The organism is Streptomyces sp. NPDC055632 (genome assembly GCF_053618675.1).
This window is the reverse complement of record NZ_JBSHHY010000042.1, coordinates 34694-49929: the sequence shown is the minus strand read 5'-3', so window position 1 is coordinate 49929 and position 15236 is coordinate 34694. Positions and strand designations below refer to the sequence as shown.

Here is a 15236-nt window from a genome sequence, read left to right as displayed (position 1 = left end):
GGGCGGCGGTCGTGGTGGTGGCGATGCGGTGGTCGGGGCCGAGGGCGGAGAGGGCGGCCGCGGCGGTGGCGATCTTGACGGTGGAGGCGGGGGTCATGGGGGTGGCGGCGCCCTCGCCGTAGAGCTGCTTCCCGGTGGCGGTGTCGACGACGGAGGCGGTGCGGAGGGGGCCGAGGCCGGGGTCGGCGAGGAGGGGGACGAGGACGGCGGCGAGGTCGGCGGGGCGTCCGGCGGGCCGCTGGTCGGGTTTTCCGGCGGCGGGTCCGGTGGAGGGGCCCGTGGAAGGTCCGGCGGGGCGCAGGGCGGTGAGGACGCCGGGGGCGCTGGGGGCGGGTGCGGGGCGGTGGGGCGCGGCGGGGGCCGGGGGCGGGGCGTGACGCGTGCCACCCGCCGCGGGGGCGGCGGCGCGGGCCCGCTCGGCCGTACGCTGACCCGAGTCCCACGGGCCGGCCGCGGTCACCGCCGCGGCGGCCAGGGCCAGACCGAGGGCGGCGGAGCCCGCCGTGAGCTGCCAGGTCCTCGGCTCGGGCATTGCTGACCAGCCCCTTTCGCGATCACACACGTGCGTGAGGGACACTTAACCACCGCGCTTCGTCGCGAGCATTCACTTGTGTTGATTCAGGAGGAGCCACCCGTGGAGTTCGACGTTCTCATCGAGATCCCCAAGGGATCGCGGAACAAGTACGAGGTCGACCACGAGACCGGTCGCATCCGTCTGGACCGTCGCCTCTTCACGTCGACGGCCTACCCGACCGACTACGGCTACGTGGAGAACACCCTCGGCGAGGACGGCGACCCGCTGGACGCGCTCGTCATCCTCGACGAGCCCACCTTCCCGGGCTGCCTGATCAAGTGCCGCGCCATCGGCATGTTCCGGATGACGGACGAGGCGGGCGGCGACGACAAGCTGCTGTGCGTCCCGGCCACCGACCCGCGCATGGAGCACCTGCGGGACATCCACCACGTGGCGGAGTTCGACCGCCTGGAGATCCAGCACTTCTTCGAGGTCTACAAGGACCTGGAGCCGGGCAAGTCGGTCGAGGGCGCCGACTGGGTCGGCCGCGCCGAGGCCGAGGCCGAGATCGAGAAGTCGTACGCGCGCGCCAAGGAGCAGGGCGGCCACTGAGCCGGTTCCGGCTCCGCCGGTCCTGATCGCGTGAAGGGCGGCGCACCCCTCGGGGTGCGCCGCCCTTCGCGTGTCCGTCGCGGCCCCTTCACACGCCCGTCGCACGCGCGGAGTGCGCACGCCCATACTGGAAGCGACGATTCCCCCAGGGAGAGCGAGGCGGCAGAGTGGTGGCGGAGCCGGGCGGCTCGATGGACGTACGGTACGAAGGGGCCGAGGAGGCTCCGGAGGACCGGAAACCGCAGTCGGACGAGGCACGGAGCGCGTTCGTCCCGCCGGCCGGGGTGGAGCCGCCCGCGCCACCGGAGGAGGAGCACCCGACCTCCGAGTTCGCCCTGCCGTCGGGGCTGCGGACGGAGCCCGAGCCGGAGCCGGAGGGTTCGGCGTTCGCTCCCCCGGCCACGTACTCGGCGAAGAACTCGCCGCCCGCCTTCACCCCGGCGTACGGGGTGCCGCTGGTGCGCCTGGCGCGGGACGCGCCGTGGCAGGACCGGATGCGGACCATGCTGCGGCTTCCGGTGGGCGAGCGGCCGGTGCCGGAGGCGCCGCGCAAGGAGGACGAGCAGGGGCCGTCGGTGCCGCGCGTCCTCGACCTGACCCTGCGCATCGGCGAGCTGCTGCTCGCGGGCGGGGAGGGCGCGGAGGACGTCGAGGCGGCGATGTTCGCGATCTGCCGTTCGTACGGGCTCGACCGGTGCGAGCCGACGGTGACGTTCACGCTGCTCTCGGTCACGTACCAGCCGTCGCTCGTGGACGACCCGGTGACGGCGAACCGGACGGTGCGCCGCCGGGGCACGGACTACACGCGGCTCGCGGCGGTGTACCAGCTGATCGCGGACATCAGCGCGCCGACGCACGACGAGCAGGCGCACGAGGTGACGCCGGAGGAGGCGTACCGGCGGCTCGCGGAGATCCGGCGGAACCGGCACCCGTATCCGGGCTGGGCGCTGACGACGGCGGCAGGGGTGCTCGCGGGGGCGGCGTCGGTGCTGCTCGGCGGCGGTCCGACGGTGTTCTTCGTGGCGGCGCTGGGCGCGGTGCTCGGGGACCGGCTCGCGTGGCTGTGCGCGGGGCGGGGGCTGCCGGAGTTCTACCAGTTCCTGGTGGCGGCGATGCCCCCGGCGGCGATGGGGGTGCTCCTGACGCTGCTGCACGCGGACCTGCGCCCGTCGGCGGTGATCACCGGTGGCCTGTTCGCGCTGATCCCGGGGCGGGCGCTCGTGGCGGCCGTGCAGGACGGTCTGACCGGTTTCTACATCACGGCCTCGGCGCGGCTCCTGGAGGTCGCGTACTTCTTCGTGGCGATCGTGGTGGGCGTGCTGTCGGTGCTGTACCTGGCGGTGCAGTTCGACGCGCAGCTGAACCCGGAGGGGGTGCTGCGGGCGGTGGAGCGGCCGGTGGTGCAGACCCTGGCGTCGATGGTGCTGTCCGCGACCTTCGCGATCCTGTTGCAGCAGTCGCGGGCGACGGTGCTGTTCGCGACGCTGAACGGCGGGGTGGCGTGGGTGGTGTACGCGTCGATCGCGGTGACCGCGGAGGGGTCGGCGGTGATGGCGACGGCCGCGGCGGCGGGGCTCGTGGGGCTCTTCGGGCAGTTGGTCGCCCGGTACCACCACACGTCGTCGCTGCCGTACGTGACGGCGGCGATCGGGCCGCTGCTGCCCGGTTCGGCGACGTACTTCGGGGTGCTCGCGATCGCCCAGCACAATCTGGACCAGGGGTTCGCGTCGCTCGCGAAGGCGGCGGCGCTGGCCCTGGCGATCGCGATCGGCGTGAACCTGGGGAGCGAGCTGGCCCGCCTGTTCATGCGGGCCCCCGGTGCGGCGGCGGCCCGGCGGGCCGCGAAGCGCACCAGGGGCTTCTAGCGTCGTCGCTTCTCCGGAGTGCTTCTCCGGAGTTGCTCCTCCGGAGCTTTCCTCCGGGGCCCTTACCGCTTGGCGTGGCGGCCGCGGGAGCCCTGCTGCTGGGGGTCGGCGCTGCCGTGGTCGCCCTCGGCGGCGCGGGCCTTCTTGGACTGCGAGCGGGCCCGGAGGTACTCGATGACGATCGGGACCACGGAGATCAGGACGATCGCGATGAGGATCATCTCGATGTGCTCGTGCACGAAGTCGATCTTGCCGAGGGAGGCGCCGAGGAGGGTCACGCCGGCGCCCCACAGCACGCCGCCGATGATGTTGAACGTGATGAACGAGCGGTAGTTCATCCGGCTGACGCCCGCGATGATCGGCGTGAACGTCCGGACGATCGGGACGAAGCGGGCCAGGATCAGGGACTTCGGGCCGTGCTTCTCGAAGAACTCGTGCGCCTTCTCGACGTTCTCCTGCTTGAACAGCTTGGAGTCGGGGCGCTTGAAGAGGGCGGGTCCGACCTTGCGGCCGAAGAGGTAGCCGACCTGGTCGCCGATGATCGCGGCGGCCACGATCAGGGTGCAGACCAGCCAGAGCGGGGTGTCGAGCTTCCCGGTGGTGACGAGCAGACCGGTGGTGAAGAGAAGCGAGTCACCGGGCAGGAAGAACCCGATGAGGAGGCCGGACTCGGCGAAGACGATCACCAGGACGCCGATCAGACCGAAGGTCTGGATCAGATAGTCCGGGTCAAGCCAGCTCGGTCCGAGGGCAAGCGTGTTCACGGGTTCCGGGCTCCTGCGGTCGGTGGGGGCTTGGGGACGGGCTGCCCCAAGCTATCAACGTGGAGCGGGCGCCCCCGGTTCCACCCGGGTCTCCACGGGATGCGGAAGGGCCTCACGGGGCAGAAAGTGAGGAATCAGGAGGTGTATGCCGATGGGCATCGAGGATTACGGGGGCGGCCAGGGGCCGCATCCCGAAGTGCTGGTCGTGACGACGAACGACGTGCCGGGCCACGAGGTCCGGCAGGTGATCGGTGAGGTCTTCGGGCTCACCGTGCGCTCCCGGCATCTGGGCAGCCAGATCGGCGCGGGGCTGAAGTCGATGATCGGCGGGGAGCTGAAGGGCCTGACGAAGACCCTGGTGGAGACCCGCAACCAGGCGATGGAACGCCTGGTGGAGCAGGCGCGGGCGCGCGGCGCGAACGCGGTGCTCGCGTTCCGCTTCGACGTCACGGAGGCGGCGGACGTCGGCACGGAGGTCTGCGCGTACGGCACGGCGGTGGTGATCGCGCCCCTGGTGTGACGGGTGGGGGCGGATTCCGGGGCCCGGACGCGGGTTCCCGCGTGCGGGCCCGGGCCTCCGGCGTGAGCGGTGCGGGCGGTCGCCGTGCCGGAGGTCTGCGCCTACGGCCCGGCGGTGGTGCTCGTACGGGGGTCTCGGAGCACAGGCGGGGTTCGGCCGTGGCGTGTATATGGGGGGCCTCGGAGCACCGGCAGGGTCCGGCCGTGACGTGCGCACGAGGTCTCGGAGCACCGGCGGAGTCCGGCCGTGGCGTGCGCACGAGGGGCCTCGGAGCGCCGGTGAAGGCCCGGCCGTGGCGTTCGCGCGGGCTCCGGGCGGTTCGGCCTGACCTAGGTGGTTCGCGGCTTTTGCTCCCCTAGGGTGGGCCCGTGCCCACCGATCACGCCCCGGCCGCGCCGTCCCCCTCCGCCGACGAGGCCCCGCTGCGGGTCCTGCTGCCGCAGATCCTGCCCGCGCTCGTGGTCGGGGCCGGGTCCGGGCTGCTGTTCCTGGGGATCAGCGCCCTCTCGGAGGAACTCAAGCACGTGCTCTGGGAGGACCTGCCCGACGCCCTCGGGATCGGCGGGTACTCCTCCCTCTGGATGATCACCATGCTGACGGCGACCGGCGTCGCCGTGGGCCTGGTCGTGTGGAAGGTGCCCGGGCACGCCGGGCCCGATCCGGCGACCACCGGGCTCGGCGGGGCGCCGCTCCCCGCCGGGACGGTGCCGGGGCTGCTGCTCGCCGGCACCCTCGCGCTCGCCGGCGGGGTCAGCCTCGGTCCCGAGAACCCGATCATCGCCTCCAACATCGCGCTCGCGTACTGGCTGGGCCGCAGGGCCGCGCCCGCCGTGCCGGGCATCGCCTGGGTGACGCTCGCCTCGGCCGCCACGATCGGCGCCCTCTTCGGCACCCCGGTCGCGGCCGCGCTCGTCATCTCCGAGGCCCTGGCCGGGCACCCGGGTCCCGGCTCCCTCTGGGACCGCCTGTTCGCCCCGCTGCTCGCGGCCGGCGCCGGCGCCATGACCACCCAGCTCCTCGCCGAGCCCACCTTCGCCCTGGGGCTGCCGCCGCTGACCGACCCCGGCTGGGGGGACCTCCTCGCGGCTCTGGTGATCGCCTCCGTCGCGGCCCTCTTCGGCCTCGCCGCCTGCTCCCTCTTCCCGTACGTCCACGCCGCCTTCCGGCGGCTGCGGCACCCCCTGCTGATGCTGCCGCTCGGCGGGCTCGTCCTCGGCCTCCTGGGGGCCCTCGGCGGGCACCTGACCCTCTTCAAGGGCATGGAGGAGATCAAGGAGCTCACGGCGAACATCGGCGGCTGGTCCTCGGGCGAGCTGGCGAAGCTGGCCGTGGTCAAGCTCGTCGCCCTGCTCGCCGCCGCCTCCTGCGGCTTCCGGGGCGGCCGGATCTTCCCGGCCGTCTTCATCGGCGCCGCCTTCGGTCTGCTCGCCCAGGCCCTCGTCCCCGAGGTCCACCCGGCCGTCGCCGTCTCCTCCGCCGTCCTCGGGGTCCTGCTCGCCACCACCCGGCAGGGCTGGATCAGCCTCTTCGTCGGCGCCGTCCTCGCCTCCTCCCCCGCCATGCTGGCCCTGCTCTGCCTGGCCTCGCTGCCCGCCTGGCTGATCGTCACCGGCCGCCCGCAGCTCGAACTCGACGAGGGCGGGCGGTCGCTGAAGTAGCACCGCCCGCGCCGGTCGGCCGCTCCCGCTACTTCCCGAGCCGGCCGAACTTCCTCACCGCGAGCGGGAAGAAGACCGCGAGGAGCACCAGCGGCCAGATCACCGCCGCCGTCAGGTGCCCCGGCTCGCCGCCCGGGTTGCCGAAGAGCTCGCGGACCGCCGTCGCGGTCGCCGACATGGGGTTCCACTCCACGACCGCGCCGAGCCAGCCCGGCATCGAGTCGGGCGAGGCGAAGGCGTTGGAGAGGAAGCCGAAGGGCCAGACGAGGATCTGGACCGCCTGCACCAGCTCCGCCCGGCCCGCGACCAGGGCCAGGAAGATCCCGATCCACAGCATCGCGAAGCGCAGCAGGAGCAGCAGCCCCATCGCCCCCAGGAAGGCCCCGAATCCGCCGTTCGCCCGCCAGCCGATCGCGTATCCCACGCCCGTCATCAGGAGCAGTCCCACCGCCGACTGGAGCATGTCCGCCGACGCCCGTCCGACCAGGACCGCGCCGTCGGTCATCGGCATCGCCCGGAAGCGGTCGATCACACCCTTGTTCAGGTCCTGCGTGACCGCCGTCATGGTGCCTTCGAGGCCGAAGACCATGGTCAGGGCGAGCATGCCGGGCACCAGGTAGTCGACGTAGTCGCCGTCCACGGCCCGCCCGCCGCCGACCAGGTAGCCGAACATCAGGAGCATCATCACCGGGAAGACGAGCCCGACCAGGACCTGCACCGGCTGCCGGGCCCAGTGGGCCAGCTCGCGGCGGGTCATCGTCCAGCAGTCGCCCACCACGTACGCGGCGCTCATGCCGCCACCTCCTTCGCGCGAGCCGGACCGTCCGCCGTCAGGTGCAGGAAGACCTCGTCGAGGGTCGGGCGCCGCAGGGCGATGTCCTCCGCCTCGATCCCGGCCGCCCCGAGGGCCCGCACGGTCTCGGTGAGCGAGGCCATCCGGTCGGCCACGGGGGCGCTGAGCAGCCGCCGGTCGGCGTCCACGGCCACCTCGGCGCGGGCCGCCGGGAGGAGGTCCGCCGCCTCGTCGAGCCTGCGGGCGTCCCGTACGACCACGTCGATCCGGTCCGCGCCGACGCGGGCCTTCAGTTCGTCGGCGGTGCCGTCGGCGACGACCCGCCCCCGGTCCACGACCGAGATCCGGTCGGCGAGCTGGTCGGCCTCCTCCAGGTACTGCGTGGTGAGCAGGACCGTCGTGCCGCCGCCGACCAGGGAGCGCACCGAGTCCCAGACCTCGGCGCGTCCGCGCGGGTCGAGTCCGGTGGTCGGCTCGTCGAGGAACAGCACCTCCGGATCGGTGATCAGCGACGCCGCCAGGTCGAGCCGGCGCCGCATGCCGCCGCTGTACTGGCGGACGGGCTTGCGCCCGGTGTCGGCGAGGCCGAAGCGCTCCAGGAGCTCGTCGGCGCGGGCCCCGGCACGCCGGGCGCCCAGGTGGTGGAGCCTGCCGAACATCTCCAGGTTCTGCCGGCCGCCCAGCTCCTCGTCCAGGGCCGCGTGCTGGCCGAGGAGCCCGATCCGCCGGCGCACCTCCCGGGCTTCGGTGCGCACGTCGTGCCCGGCGACGCGGACCAGGCCCGCGTCGTGCCGGAGCAGGGTCGCCAGGATCCGCACCGTCGTGGTCTTGCCCGCGCCGTTGGGCCCGAGGAGCCCGTGGACGGTGCCGCGCCCGACGGTGAGGTCGAGCCCGTCCAGGGCGTCCTTGTCGCCGTACCGCTTCCGCGCGCCCTCCACGCGGATCGCTTCCGTGGTCATCCTTTTCCTCCCGAGCCTTCCGAAAAAGGCATAGTCAAACTTGACCAGTCGCCACCGACGGAGCACGGTATGCCCTCGCGGGCGATTGGTCAAACTTGATTAGTCAGTTCTTCCGGGGCGCTCCACCCGAGCGGTGTTCCCCGGGGCCGGGGGCCGCCGGACCTCGGTGGGTGCGGTGGCCTCGGTGGTCGCCGGACCCCTGTCAGCCCGCGTACGGGTCCTTCCCGCCCTCCGCGAGCACCCCCACGAACGGGTCGCCCTCGCCCGCGAACACGTACGCCCCGCCCTCGATCCGCCCGATCAGGCCGAGCGTCCACTCCTTGCCCGCGTCGGCCGAGCCGACCCACATGTGCATGATCTCGCCGATGTGCCCGAGCTGCCCCGGGCCGCCCTCCGGCGTGTAGTAGTCGGTGACCGCCGCCCGCCACTCGTCGAGCGCCCGCACCCGCCGGCGCAGCAGCTCCACGACCTCCGTGCGGGGCAGGTCCACCATGAAGCCGATGCCCGCCGACAGCACGTCCACCTTCTGGTCGAAGGTGGTCAGCGCCTCGCGGAGCAGCGCGAAGTACTCCTCGGTGCCGGCGTCCGTCAGCTCGTACTCGACGCGGGGCGGGCCGCCGACCGCGCTGGGCGCGACCTCGTGCGCGCGCAGCAGTCCCTGCTTCGCCATCTGCTTCAGCGCGTGGTAGATCGAGCCGGGTTTGGCGTGCGACCACTCGTGCGCGCCCCAGTACTCCAGGTCGTTGCGCACCTGGTAGCCGTGGGCGCGGCCGTGCTGCCGCACCGCGCCCAGGACGAGAAGACGGATGGCCGACATCCCACGTACCTCCTGGTCGATCCCGACCAGGGTACGCGCGGCGATCACCGCCCCGCCGCCTCCGCCTCGGCCGCGATCAGCTCGTAGGAGCCCTTGCCGTCGATGCTCTCGCGGATGATGTCGGCGTGGCCGGCGTGCCGTCCCATCTCCTGGACGAGGTGGAGCACCATCCAGCGGACCGTGACCCGCCCGTCCTTCGGGAACCAGGGCGCCTCCGGCAGCGGGAAGGTCTCGTCCAGGCTGGGCACCGAGCGGACGAAGTCCTCGGTCTGCTTGGTGACGTCCGCCCAGAACGCCACGACCTCCGGGACCGTCTCGCCGCCCACGAGCCGGAAGCCCTCGCTCCAGGTCTCCTGGGTCCGCTCCCGCTCGTTGGGCCGCTGCTGCGCGAACCGGAGCCAGCCGAGCTCGACCTCGGCGACGTGCTTGAGCAGCCCGGACAGGCTCAGCCCGCTGGCGCTGGGGGTGCTCGCCGCCTGCTCCTCGGTCAGGCCGAGGACGGCGCGGCGCAGCGCGGCGCGCTGGGCCTCCACGAAGTCGAGGAGCGTGCCGCGCTCGTCGCCGGGGGTCCCTGCGGGAACAAGAGCAACCATGACGTCCGCCTTCCGGATGTGGTCCGTGCCGGGTTGTTCCGACACAGACCACGCTACGGAGGCTTGCGGACAGTTACTGTCCTCAACCGTCCCCGGATCCGGACCGGATCGGATCCGGTCCGGATCGGCCGGATCAGGACCGGATCAGGACCGGATCAGAAGGGGAAGCGGCTGCGGCCGTGCTGGATCGAGATCCACTTCTGGGTGGTGAAGGAGTCCACCATCGAGTCGCCGTTGAGCCGCCCGACGCCCGACTGCTTCTCGCCGCCGAAGGGGACGATCGGCTCGTCGTGCACGGTGCCGTCGTTGATGTGGATCATGCCGGTGTGGACGCGCTTGGCGAGCCGCACGCCCCGCTCGACGTCGCCGGTGTGGACGGCGCCGCTGAGCCCGTACGGGGTGTCGTTGGCGATCCGCACGGCCTCCTCCTCGCCGTCGAAGGGCACGATCAGGGCGACCGGGCCGAAGATCTCCTGGCTCAGGACCGGGGAGTCGGCGGCGAGGCCGGTGAGGACGGACGGGGAGACGAGGTTGCCGTCGACCGTGCCGTGCAGCAGGGCGGTGGCGCCGGCGGCGACCGTCTGGTCGACCAGGGAGGAGACGGACTCGGCCTGCTGGGAGTTGATGAGCGGGCCGATGTGGGTGGCCGGGTCGGCCGGGTCGCCGACGCGCAGGGTCTTCACCTTGGCCACGAACTTCTCGGTGAACTCCGCCTCCAGGGTGCGGTCCACCAGGATGCGGTTGGCGGCCATGCAGACCTGGCCCTGGTGCACGAAGCGGCTGAAGACGGCCGCGTCGACCGCGTAGTCGACGTCGGCGTCGTCGAGGACGATCAGGGCGCTGTTGCCGCCGAGTTCGAGGACGGCGTGCTTGAAGTTCTGGGCGCAGACCGTGGCGACGTGCCGGCCGACCTTGTCGGAGCCCGTGAAGGAGATGACCTTCGGGACCGGGTGGGTCAGGAGCGCGTCGCCGATCTCGGCGATGTCGGTGACGACGACGTTCAGCAGACCGGCCGGGAGCCCGGCCTCCTCCAGGACCTTGGCGACGAGGGTGCCGCCGCAGATCGGGGTGTTCTGGTGCGGCTTGAGGACGACCGCGTTGCCGAGCGCGAGGGCGGGCGCGACCGACTTCAGGGAGAGGAGGAAGGGGAAGTTGAAGGGGGATATGACGCCGACGACGCCGACCGGGACGCGGTAGACGCGGTTCTCCTTGCCGTCGACCGGGGAGGGCAGGATGCGGCCCTCGGGGCGCAGCGCGAGCTGGACCGCCTCGCGCAGGAACTCCTTGGCGAGGTGCAGCTCGAAGGCCGCCTTGAGGCGGGTGCCGCCCAGCTCGGCGACGATCGTCTCGGCGATCTCCTCCTCGCGGTCCTCGACGATCCGCAGCGCGCGCTCGAAGACGAGCCGGCGGGCGTACGGGTTGGTCTCGGCCCACGCGGTCTGGGCGCGCTCGGCGGCCCGGTAGGCACGGTCGACCTCGCCGACGGTGGCGACGGTGATCGAGGCGAGCTTCTCCCCGGTGTACGGGTTGAAGTCGATGATGTCCCACGAGCCACTGCCCGGCTTCCACTCGCCGTCGATGTACTGGTGGGCCAGGTCGGTGAAGTGCGACATGGTGGAGACCCCTCTACCCGCTACCCGCGCGATGCGACTGATGTACGAAATCCGTACGCCTGATGTGGCGTCATCGTACTGATGTGTCAGGAGAGTTGGAGGAGGCCCCGGAGGATGTCCCGGCTTTCGGCCGGATCCGGTCCGTCCTGCTGGAGCCTCTCCATCACCCGGCGGTACTGGGCGACCTCCTCGCGCTTGTCGAGGTAGAGCGCGCTGGTCAGCTGCTCCAGGTAGACGACGTCGGAGAGGTCGGACTCGGGGAAGCTGAGCATGGTGAAGGCGCCGCTCTCGCCGGCGTGGCCGCCGAAGCTGAAGGGCATGACCTGGAGCGTGACGCCGGGGTGCTCGGAGACCTCGATGAGGTGCTTCAACTGGCCGCGCATGACGTCCCGGTCGCCGTACGGGCGGCGCAGGGCGGCCTCGTCCAGGACGGCGTGGAGCTGCGGGGCGCGCTCGGAGACCAGGACCTTCTGCCGTTCGAGCCGCAGGGCGACCCGGCGGTCGATCTCGGCGCGCGGGGCGTCGGGCATGCCCCGGGTGACGACCGCCTGGGCGTACTCCTCGGTCTGCAACAGGCCGTGGACGAACTGCACTTCGTAGACGCGGATGTGGGACGCGGCGCCTTCGAGCCCGATGTACGTCTGGAACCAGCCCGGCAGGACGTCGCCGAAGCTGTGCCACCAGCCCGCGACGTTGGCCTCGCGGGCGAGCCCGAGGAGGGCGCCGCGCTCGGCCTCGTCGCCGACCCCGTAGAGCGTGAGCAGATCCTCGACGTCCCTGGCCTTGAAGCTCACCCGTCCCAACTCCATGCGGCTGATCTTGGATTCGGACGCGCGGATCGAGTACCCGGCCGCCTCACGGGTGATTCCGCGCGACTCGCGCAACCGCCTCAGCTGGGAGCCCAGCAGGATGCGCCGCACCACGCTTCCGCTCGCTCCGCCCGATTCGCCTGCGGTCACGGCCCCAGCCTCCCCTTTACGGTGTCGACCCCCCGTCGAATCCCCCGTCGAGCCCCGGATTCTGCCACCAAACGCTTCAGCGCGTACACATTCGATTACGGAAAGGCGACTGGTTCCGGGCATCCACGGGCACGGCGCGTGCAGATCCGGGGAAGTTCCCTTCCGGTAACGGTCCTCGCGTGGACGACTTATGCACAGATTAGGCACAGGAAAGGACAGGTCCGGCGCGTGCACGTGCATCTGCCCTTGCATCCGGGGGTCGCATTCGGAACCATGGGGGCCGCGCAGCCGCGTACTCGTTCGTGTTGTCGTGTTGTCGCACCACAGTCGCGATTCCCGGGAGTGCCTCGCATGGGGACGAATGGATCGACCGTGCTCGAGCCGTTACGGCAGGGCCTTCCGCCGATCGATCCCGGCGCCGTCTCCACCTCCGCCTCCTGCGCCCTTCCCGCGCGGTTCGAAGCCGTGCGCGGGGCCCGGAAGTTCACCAGCGCGACGCTCGACCGCTGGGAGCTGTCGGAGCGCTTCGACGACGTGGCCCTCGTCGTGTCGGAACTCGTCACCAACGCGCTGCGCCACGCGGTGCCCGCGGACGCGTGTCCCGACGACGGCCGGCAGCCGCCGGTCCGGCTGCACCTGATGCGCTGGGCCTCGCGCCTGGTGTGCGCCGTGCGCGATCCCAGCGTGGAGAGCCCGGAGGCGCGCGGCGGCGAGGAGGACTTCTCCGCCGAGTCGGGGCGCGGCCTGTTCCTGGTGGACTCGTTCAGCGACAGCTGGGGCTGGCACCCGCTGGCGGGGACGCTCCAGGGCAAGGTCGTGTGGGCGCTGTTCCGGATCGGCCCGGAGTAGACGGAACGCACGCGCGAGGGCCCCGGCGGTCGCCGCCGGGGCCCTCGCTCGCGTCCGCGCGCGCTCACACCAGGTGGTCGAACTCCCCGTCCTTCACGCCGAGCAGCAGCGCCTCTATCTCGGCGGGCGTGTAGACGAGCGCGGGCCCGTCGGGATGGCGGGAATTGCGGACGGCAACGTTTCCCCCCGGAAGTTTTGCGAACTCCACGCAGGAACCCTGGGAGTTGCTGTGCCTGCTCTTCTGCCACACGACACCGCGCAGCTCCGTGGCCGCCATGCCGTTGTACGCGTGATGCGCAGGATGCACTGGTAGCTCCCGAGTTGCTTGGTGCAGGTGTCAACTTGCTCGGATCATAGCTGTGTTCACATGACGGCTGCATGAGCAGATGCACGTGCACAGGCGGTGGCGTACCGACTACGCGACAGAGCGTGCCACCAGCGGTTATCCCCGGCTAGGGGCGGTCTCGGAGAGGGCCGTCGCGAGCTCGTCCAGGCTCTCCAGGAGCAGCACGGCGCCCTTGTGGAGCAGGAAGTGGTCCGGCGGTTCGCCGGTCCAGGCGCCGACGGTCTCCCGCAGTTCGGCCCAGTCCGGCTCCCCGCGCTCCCGCAGCGCCTTCGCGCCCCGCCCGGTCGACCGGCGCAGGGCCTCGGCGAGGACGGCGGCGTACGGGAGGGGTTCGGCGCCGCGCTCGGGCAGGTGCGCCTCCATGAGCATCGCCACCCGGCCGAACTCCCCGAGCGCGTGCTCGGCCTGCTCCACCGCCGCGTGCGACAGGCCCCGGTGGCGCACCGGCTCGTGCGCCGCGCGGGCCAGCGCCTCCTGCCAGGCGACCCGGGCGGCGCGGGTCCGCAGGAGCGCCTCGCGGACGTCGGGGTCGGCCGGGCCCGCCGGATCGGCGTACCCGGCGGCGACGACGGACGCGTACCGTCCGACCGCCTCCAGCCAGTCCGCGAGCAGGCCGCGCAGCCGGGGCGTCTCCCAGGCCGGGTAGACGGCGTACGCCAGCATCGCGAGGAGCCCGCCGAGCAGGGTGAGCAGCACCCTCTCCCGTACGGTCTGGTCGACGCCCTCGCCGGCCATGCCGAGCAGGAAGACCACGTACGCGGAGACGCAGACCTGGCTCGCCGCGTACCCCGTGCGCATCAGCAGGTACATCCCGAAGGCGCACAGCACCGCGAGCACGGCGGAGAGGTGCGCGTCCGGGTGCGCCGAGCGCACGACCGCCGTCGCCAGGCCCACGCCGACCAGGGTGCCGCCGAAGCGGGCCACCGAGCGGGCGTACGTCTGCGAGAAGTCCGGGCGCATCACCATGACCGAGGCCATCGGGGCCCAGTAGCCGTGGCCGAAGGGGAGGACCGCGCCGAGGAGGTAGCCGGCGGCGGTGACCACCGAGACGCGGATCGCGTGGCGCAGGACCGGGGACTCGTGGCGCAGCTCGGCGCGGACCTGGGCGAGGACGAGGGGGGCGAGCCGGACGAGGGTGGGCCGGGAGCGGGCCACGCCCGTGCGGACCGAGGTCTCCGCGTGCGGGTCGGCGGTCTCCAGGACGTCGCCGAGGAGGGCGGCGAGGCGGACGGCGGCGCGGCGCGGCGGGCCGGTGAGGACGGAGCCGGTGTCGAGGGTGCGGAGGGCGGCGAGGGCCGGGGCGGGCAGGACGACCGGGTCGCCGCGGCGGATGGCGAGCGCGGCGGCGTCGAGGACGGCGGCGGCCGCGTCGAGCAGCTCGCGCACCCGGTCCCGCTGCGGCCCCTCCCCGGGGACGCCGACGGCCGGGTCCGCGAGCGAGGCCAGGACGGGGCGGATGCGCTCCGCGAGGCCCCGGGAGCCGTGCAGCTCGGCCGGGCGGCGGCGGGCCTGGCGGGGCGTGACGGCGGCGGCGTTGCGGGCGGTCATGAGCGGGACGGGGTCGAAGGGGGCGATCGGGTCGTGGCGCAGGCGGCGGGCGTAGTCCGCCTCGGCGGTGAGGGCGTCCGCGAGGGCGTCGCGCTGGGCGCCCCAGCGGCGGACCGGGAGGAGGGCGACCAGGGCGGCCTGGACGACCCCGCCCGCGAAGATCGTGGCGGCGTGGCCGGCGGCGGTGGCGACGGAGGTGGGAAGGGTGACCGTGACCAGCATCATCGCCACGTTCGAGGAGGCGATGAGGCCGGCGGTGGGGCCGGCGGCCCAGGCGAGGCCCGACAGGAACGTCCACAGGAGCAGCAGGGCGAGGAAGAGCCCGTCGTGGGCGCCGGTGAGGTAGCCGATGAAGGTCGACACGGCGAGGCTGGCGCCGGAGGCGAGGGCGAGGGTGGGGCGGGGGCGCCAGGAGCGCTGGAAGGTGGCGATGGCCGCCTGGAAGGCGCCGAAGGCGGAGGAGACGGCGACGGCGGGCCCGAAGAGGGCGAGCGAGACCCCGACGACGAGCGCGAGCCCCAGCGCGCCCCGCGCCGCTCCCCAGGGCTCGAGCCGCTGCCGCTCGACGGTGAGCCCGGAGCGGGCGGTCCCCTTCAAGGCCCGGAGCCAGCTCATGCGGGAAGCGTATCCCCATGATTCGTCACGAAACGGCTGTTCGGCCCCCACCCCGCCCCTTCCCGGAACCCTGCCGGGGGGGGCGGACGGGGGGTGCTGCCGGGGCAGACGGGGGGTGCTGCCGGGCCGCGCTCCCGGGCCCGCCGGGGCGGAGGGCTCCGGGGCGCCGGGAGGTGGAGGCCGGGCGCCGGCCCTGCCGGTGTCCCCGGGA

15 protein-coding genes are annotated in these 15236 nt (G+C 72.9%); 5 read left to right on the top strand and 10 right to left on the bottom strand.

Annotated elements, in window-relative coordinates:
* Positions 1-532: D-alanyl-D-alanine carboxypeptidase (locus tag ACWGSR_RS33180; RefSeq protein ID WP_453572307.1), on the bottom strand; the 532-nt coding region annotated here is incomplete at its 3' end.
* A gap of 102 nt (positions 533-634) precedes the next feature.
* Here ACWGSR_RS33180 and ACWGSR_RS33175 point away from each other — a divergent pair.
* Complete coding sequence (locus tag ACWGSR_RS33175) at positions 635-1126, top strand: inorganic diphosphatase (protein ID WP_015034462.1); 492 nt, start codon at positions 635-637, stop codon at positions 1124-1126.
* Between the two features lie 167 nt (positions 1127-1293).
* Positions 1294-2991: a threonine/serine exporter family protein gene (locus tag ACWGSR_RS33170; protein WP_376233670.1), complete on the top strand. Its 1698-nt coding sequence runs from the start codon at positions 1294-1296 to the stop codon at positions 2989-2991.
* Between the two features lie 62 nt (positions 2992-3053).
* Here the strand turns inward: ACWGSR_RS33170 and ACWGSR_RS33165 are convergent, their stop codons facing one another.
* Positions 3054-3755: a DedA family protein gene (locus ACWGSR_RS33165; RefSeq protein WP_376233667.1), complete on the bottom strand. Its 702-nt coding sequence runs from the start codon at positions 3753-3755 to the stop codon at positions 3054-3056.
* A gap of 151 nt (positions 3756-3906) precedes the next feature.
* On the opposite strand from ACWGSR_RS33165, the gene ACWGSR_RS33160 reads away from it, so the two are divergent.
* Both ACWGSR_RS33160 and ACWGSR_RS33155 read left to right on the top strand, forming a co-directional pair.
* On the top strand, positions 3907-4275 hold the full coding sequence (locus ACWGSR_RS33160; RefSeq protein WP_376233665.1) for a YbjQ family protein: 369 nt from the start codon (positions 3907-3909) through the stop codon (positions 4273-4275).
* A 368-nt stretch (positions 4276-4643) separates the two neighbouring features.
* Positions 4644-5933 carry an ion channel protein gene (locus tag ACWGSR_RS33155; RefSeq protein ID WP_453572303.1) on the top strand — a complete coding sequence of 430 codons (1290 nt, stop codon included), beginning with the start codon at positions 4644-4646 and terminating at the stop codon, positions 5931-5933.
* Between the two features lie 28 nt (positions 5934-5961).
* Here ACWGSR_RS33155 and ACWGSR_RS33150 read toward each other — a convergent pair whose 3' ends face one another.
* The 6 genes from ACWGSR_RS33150 to ACWGSR_RS33125 form a co-directional block, all read right to left on the bottom strand.
* Positions 5962-6726, bottom strand: a complete 765-nt coding sequence (locus ACWGSR_RS33150) for an ABC transporter permease (protein ID WP_453572300.1) — start codon at positions 6724-6726, stop codon at positions 5962-5964.
* A complete protein-coding gene (locus ACWGSR_RS33145; RefSeq protein ID WP_453572297.1) occupies positions 6723-7685 on the bottom strand; it encodes an ATP-binding cassette domain-containing protein in 963 nt (320 codons plus the stop codon). The genes ACWGSR_RS33150 and ACWGSR_RS33145 overlap by 4 nt, the downstream gene beginning before the upstream one ends.
* A gap of 202 nt (positions 7686-7887) precedes the next feature.
* The gene (locus ACWGSR_RS33140; protein ID WP_376233655.1) at positions 7888-8502 is read right to left on the bottom strand and encodes a PadR family transcriptional regulator; all 615 of its coding nucleotides are present in this window, start codon (positions 8500-8502) and stop codon (positions 7888-7890) included.
* Between the two features lie 44 nt (positions 8503-8546).
* The gene (locus tag ACWGSR_RS33135; RefSeq protein ID WP_376233652.1) at positions 8547-9095 is read right to left on the bottom strand and encodes a DinB family protein; all 549 of its coding nucleotides are present in this window, start codon (positions 9093-9095) and stop codon (positions 8547-8549) included.
* Positions 9096-9250: 155 nt separating this feature from the next.
* A complete protein-coding gene (locus ACWGSR_RS33130) occupies positions 9251-10708 on the bottom strand; it encodes an aldehyde dehydrogenase family protein (protein WP_376233650.1) in 1458 nt (485 codons plus the stop codon).
* A gap of 86 nt (positions 10709-10794) precedes the next feature.
* Positions 10795-11667, bottom strand: coding sequence for a helix-turn-helix domain-containing protein (locus tag ACWGSR_RS33125; protein WP_376233648.1), 873 nt, complete (start codon positions 11665-11667; stop codon positions 10795-10797).
* Positions 11668-12018: 351 nt separating this feature from the next.
* Here ACWGSR_RS33125 and ACWGSR_RS33120 point away from each other — a divergent pair, with 351 nt between their 5' ends.
* On the top strand, positions 12019-12516 hold the full coding sequence (locus tag ACWGSR_RS33120; RefSeq protein ID WP_376233646.1) for an ATP-binding protein: 498 nt from the start codon (positions 12019-12021) through the stop codon (positions 12514-12516).
* Positions 12517-12580: 64 nt separating this feature from the next.
* On the opposite strand, the gene ACWGSR_RS33115 is transcribed toward ACWGSR_RS33120, so the two are convergent.
* Together ACWGSR_RS33115 and ACWGSR_RS33110 are read right to left on the bottom strand one after the other, a co-directional pair.
* Positions 12581-12793 carry a DUF397 domain-containing protein gene (locus tag ACWGSR_RS33115; RefSeq protein WP_030219358.1) on the bottom strand — a complete coding sequence of 71 codons (213 nt, stop codon included), beginning with the start codon at positions 12791-12793 and terminating at the stop codon, positions 12581-12583.
* A 165-nt stretch (positions 12794-12958) separates the two neighbouring features.
* Complete coding sequence (locus ACWGSR_RS33110; RefSeq protein ID WP_453572291.1) at positions 12959-15025, bottom strand: FUSC family protein; 2067 nt, start codon at positions 15023-15025, stop codon at positions 12959-12961.
* Between the last annotated feature and the right edge of the window lie 211 nt (positions 15026-15236).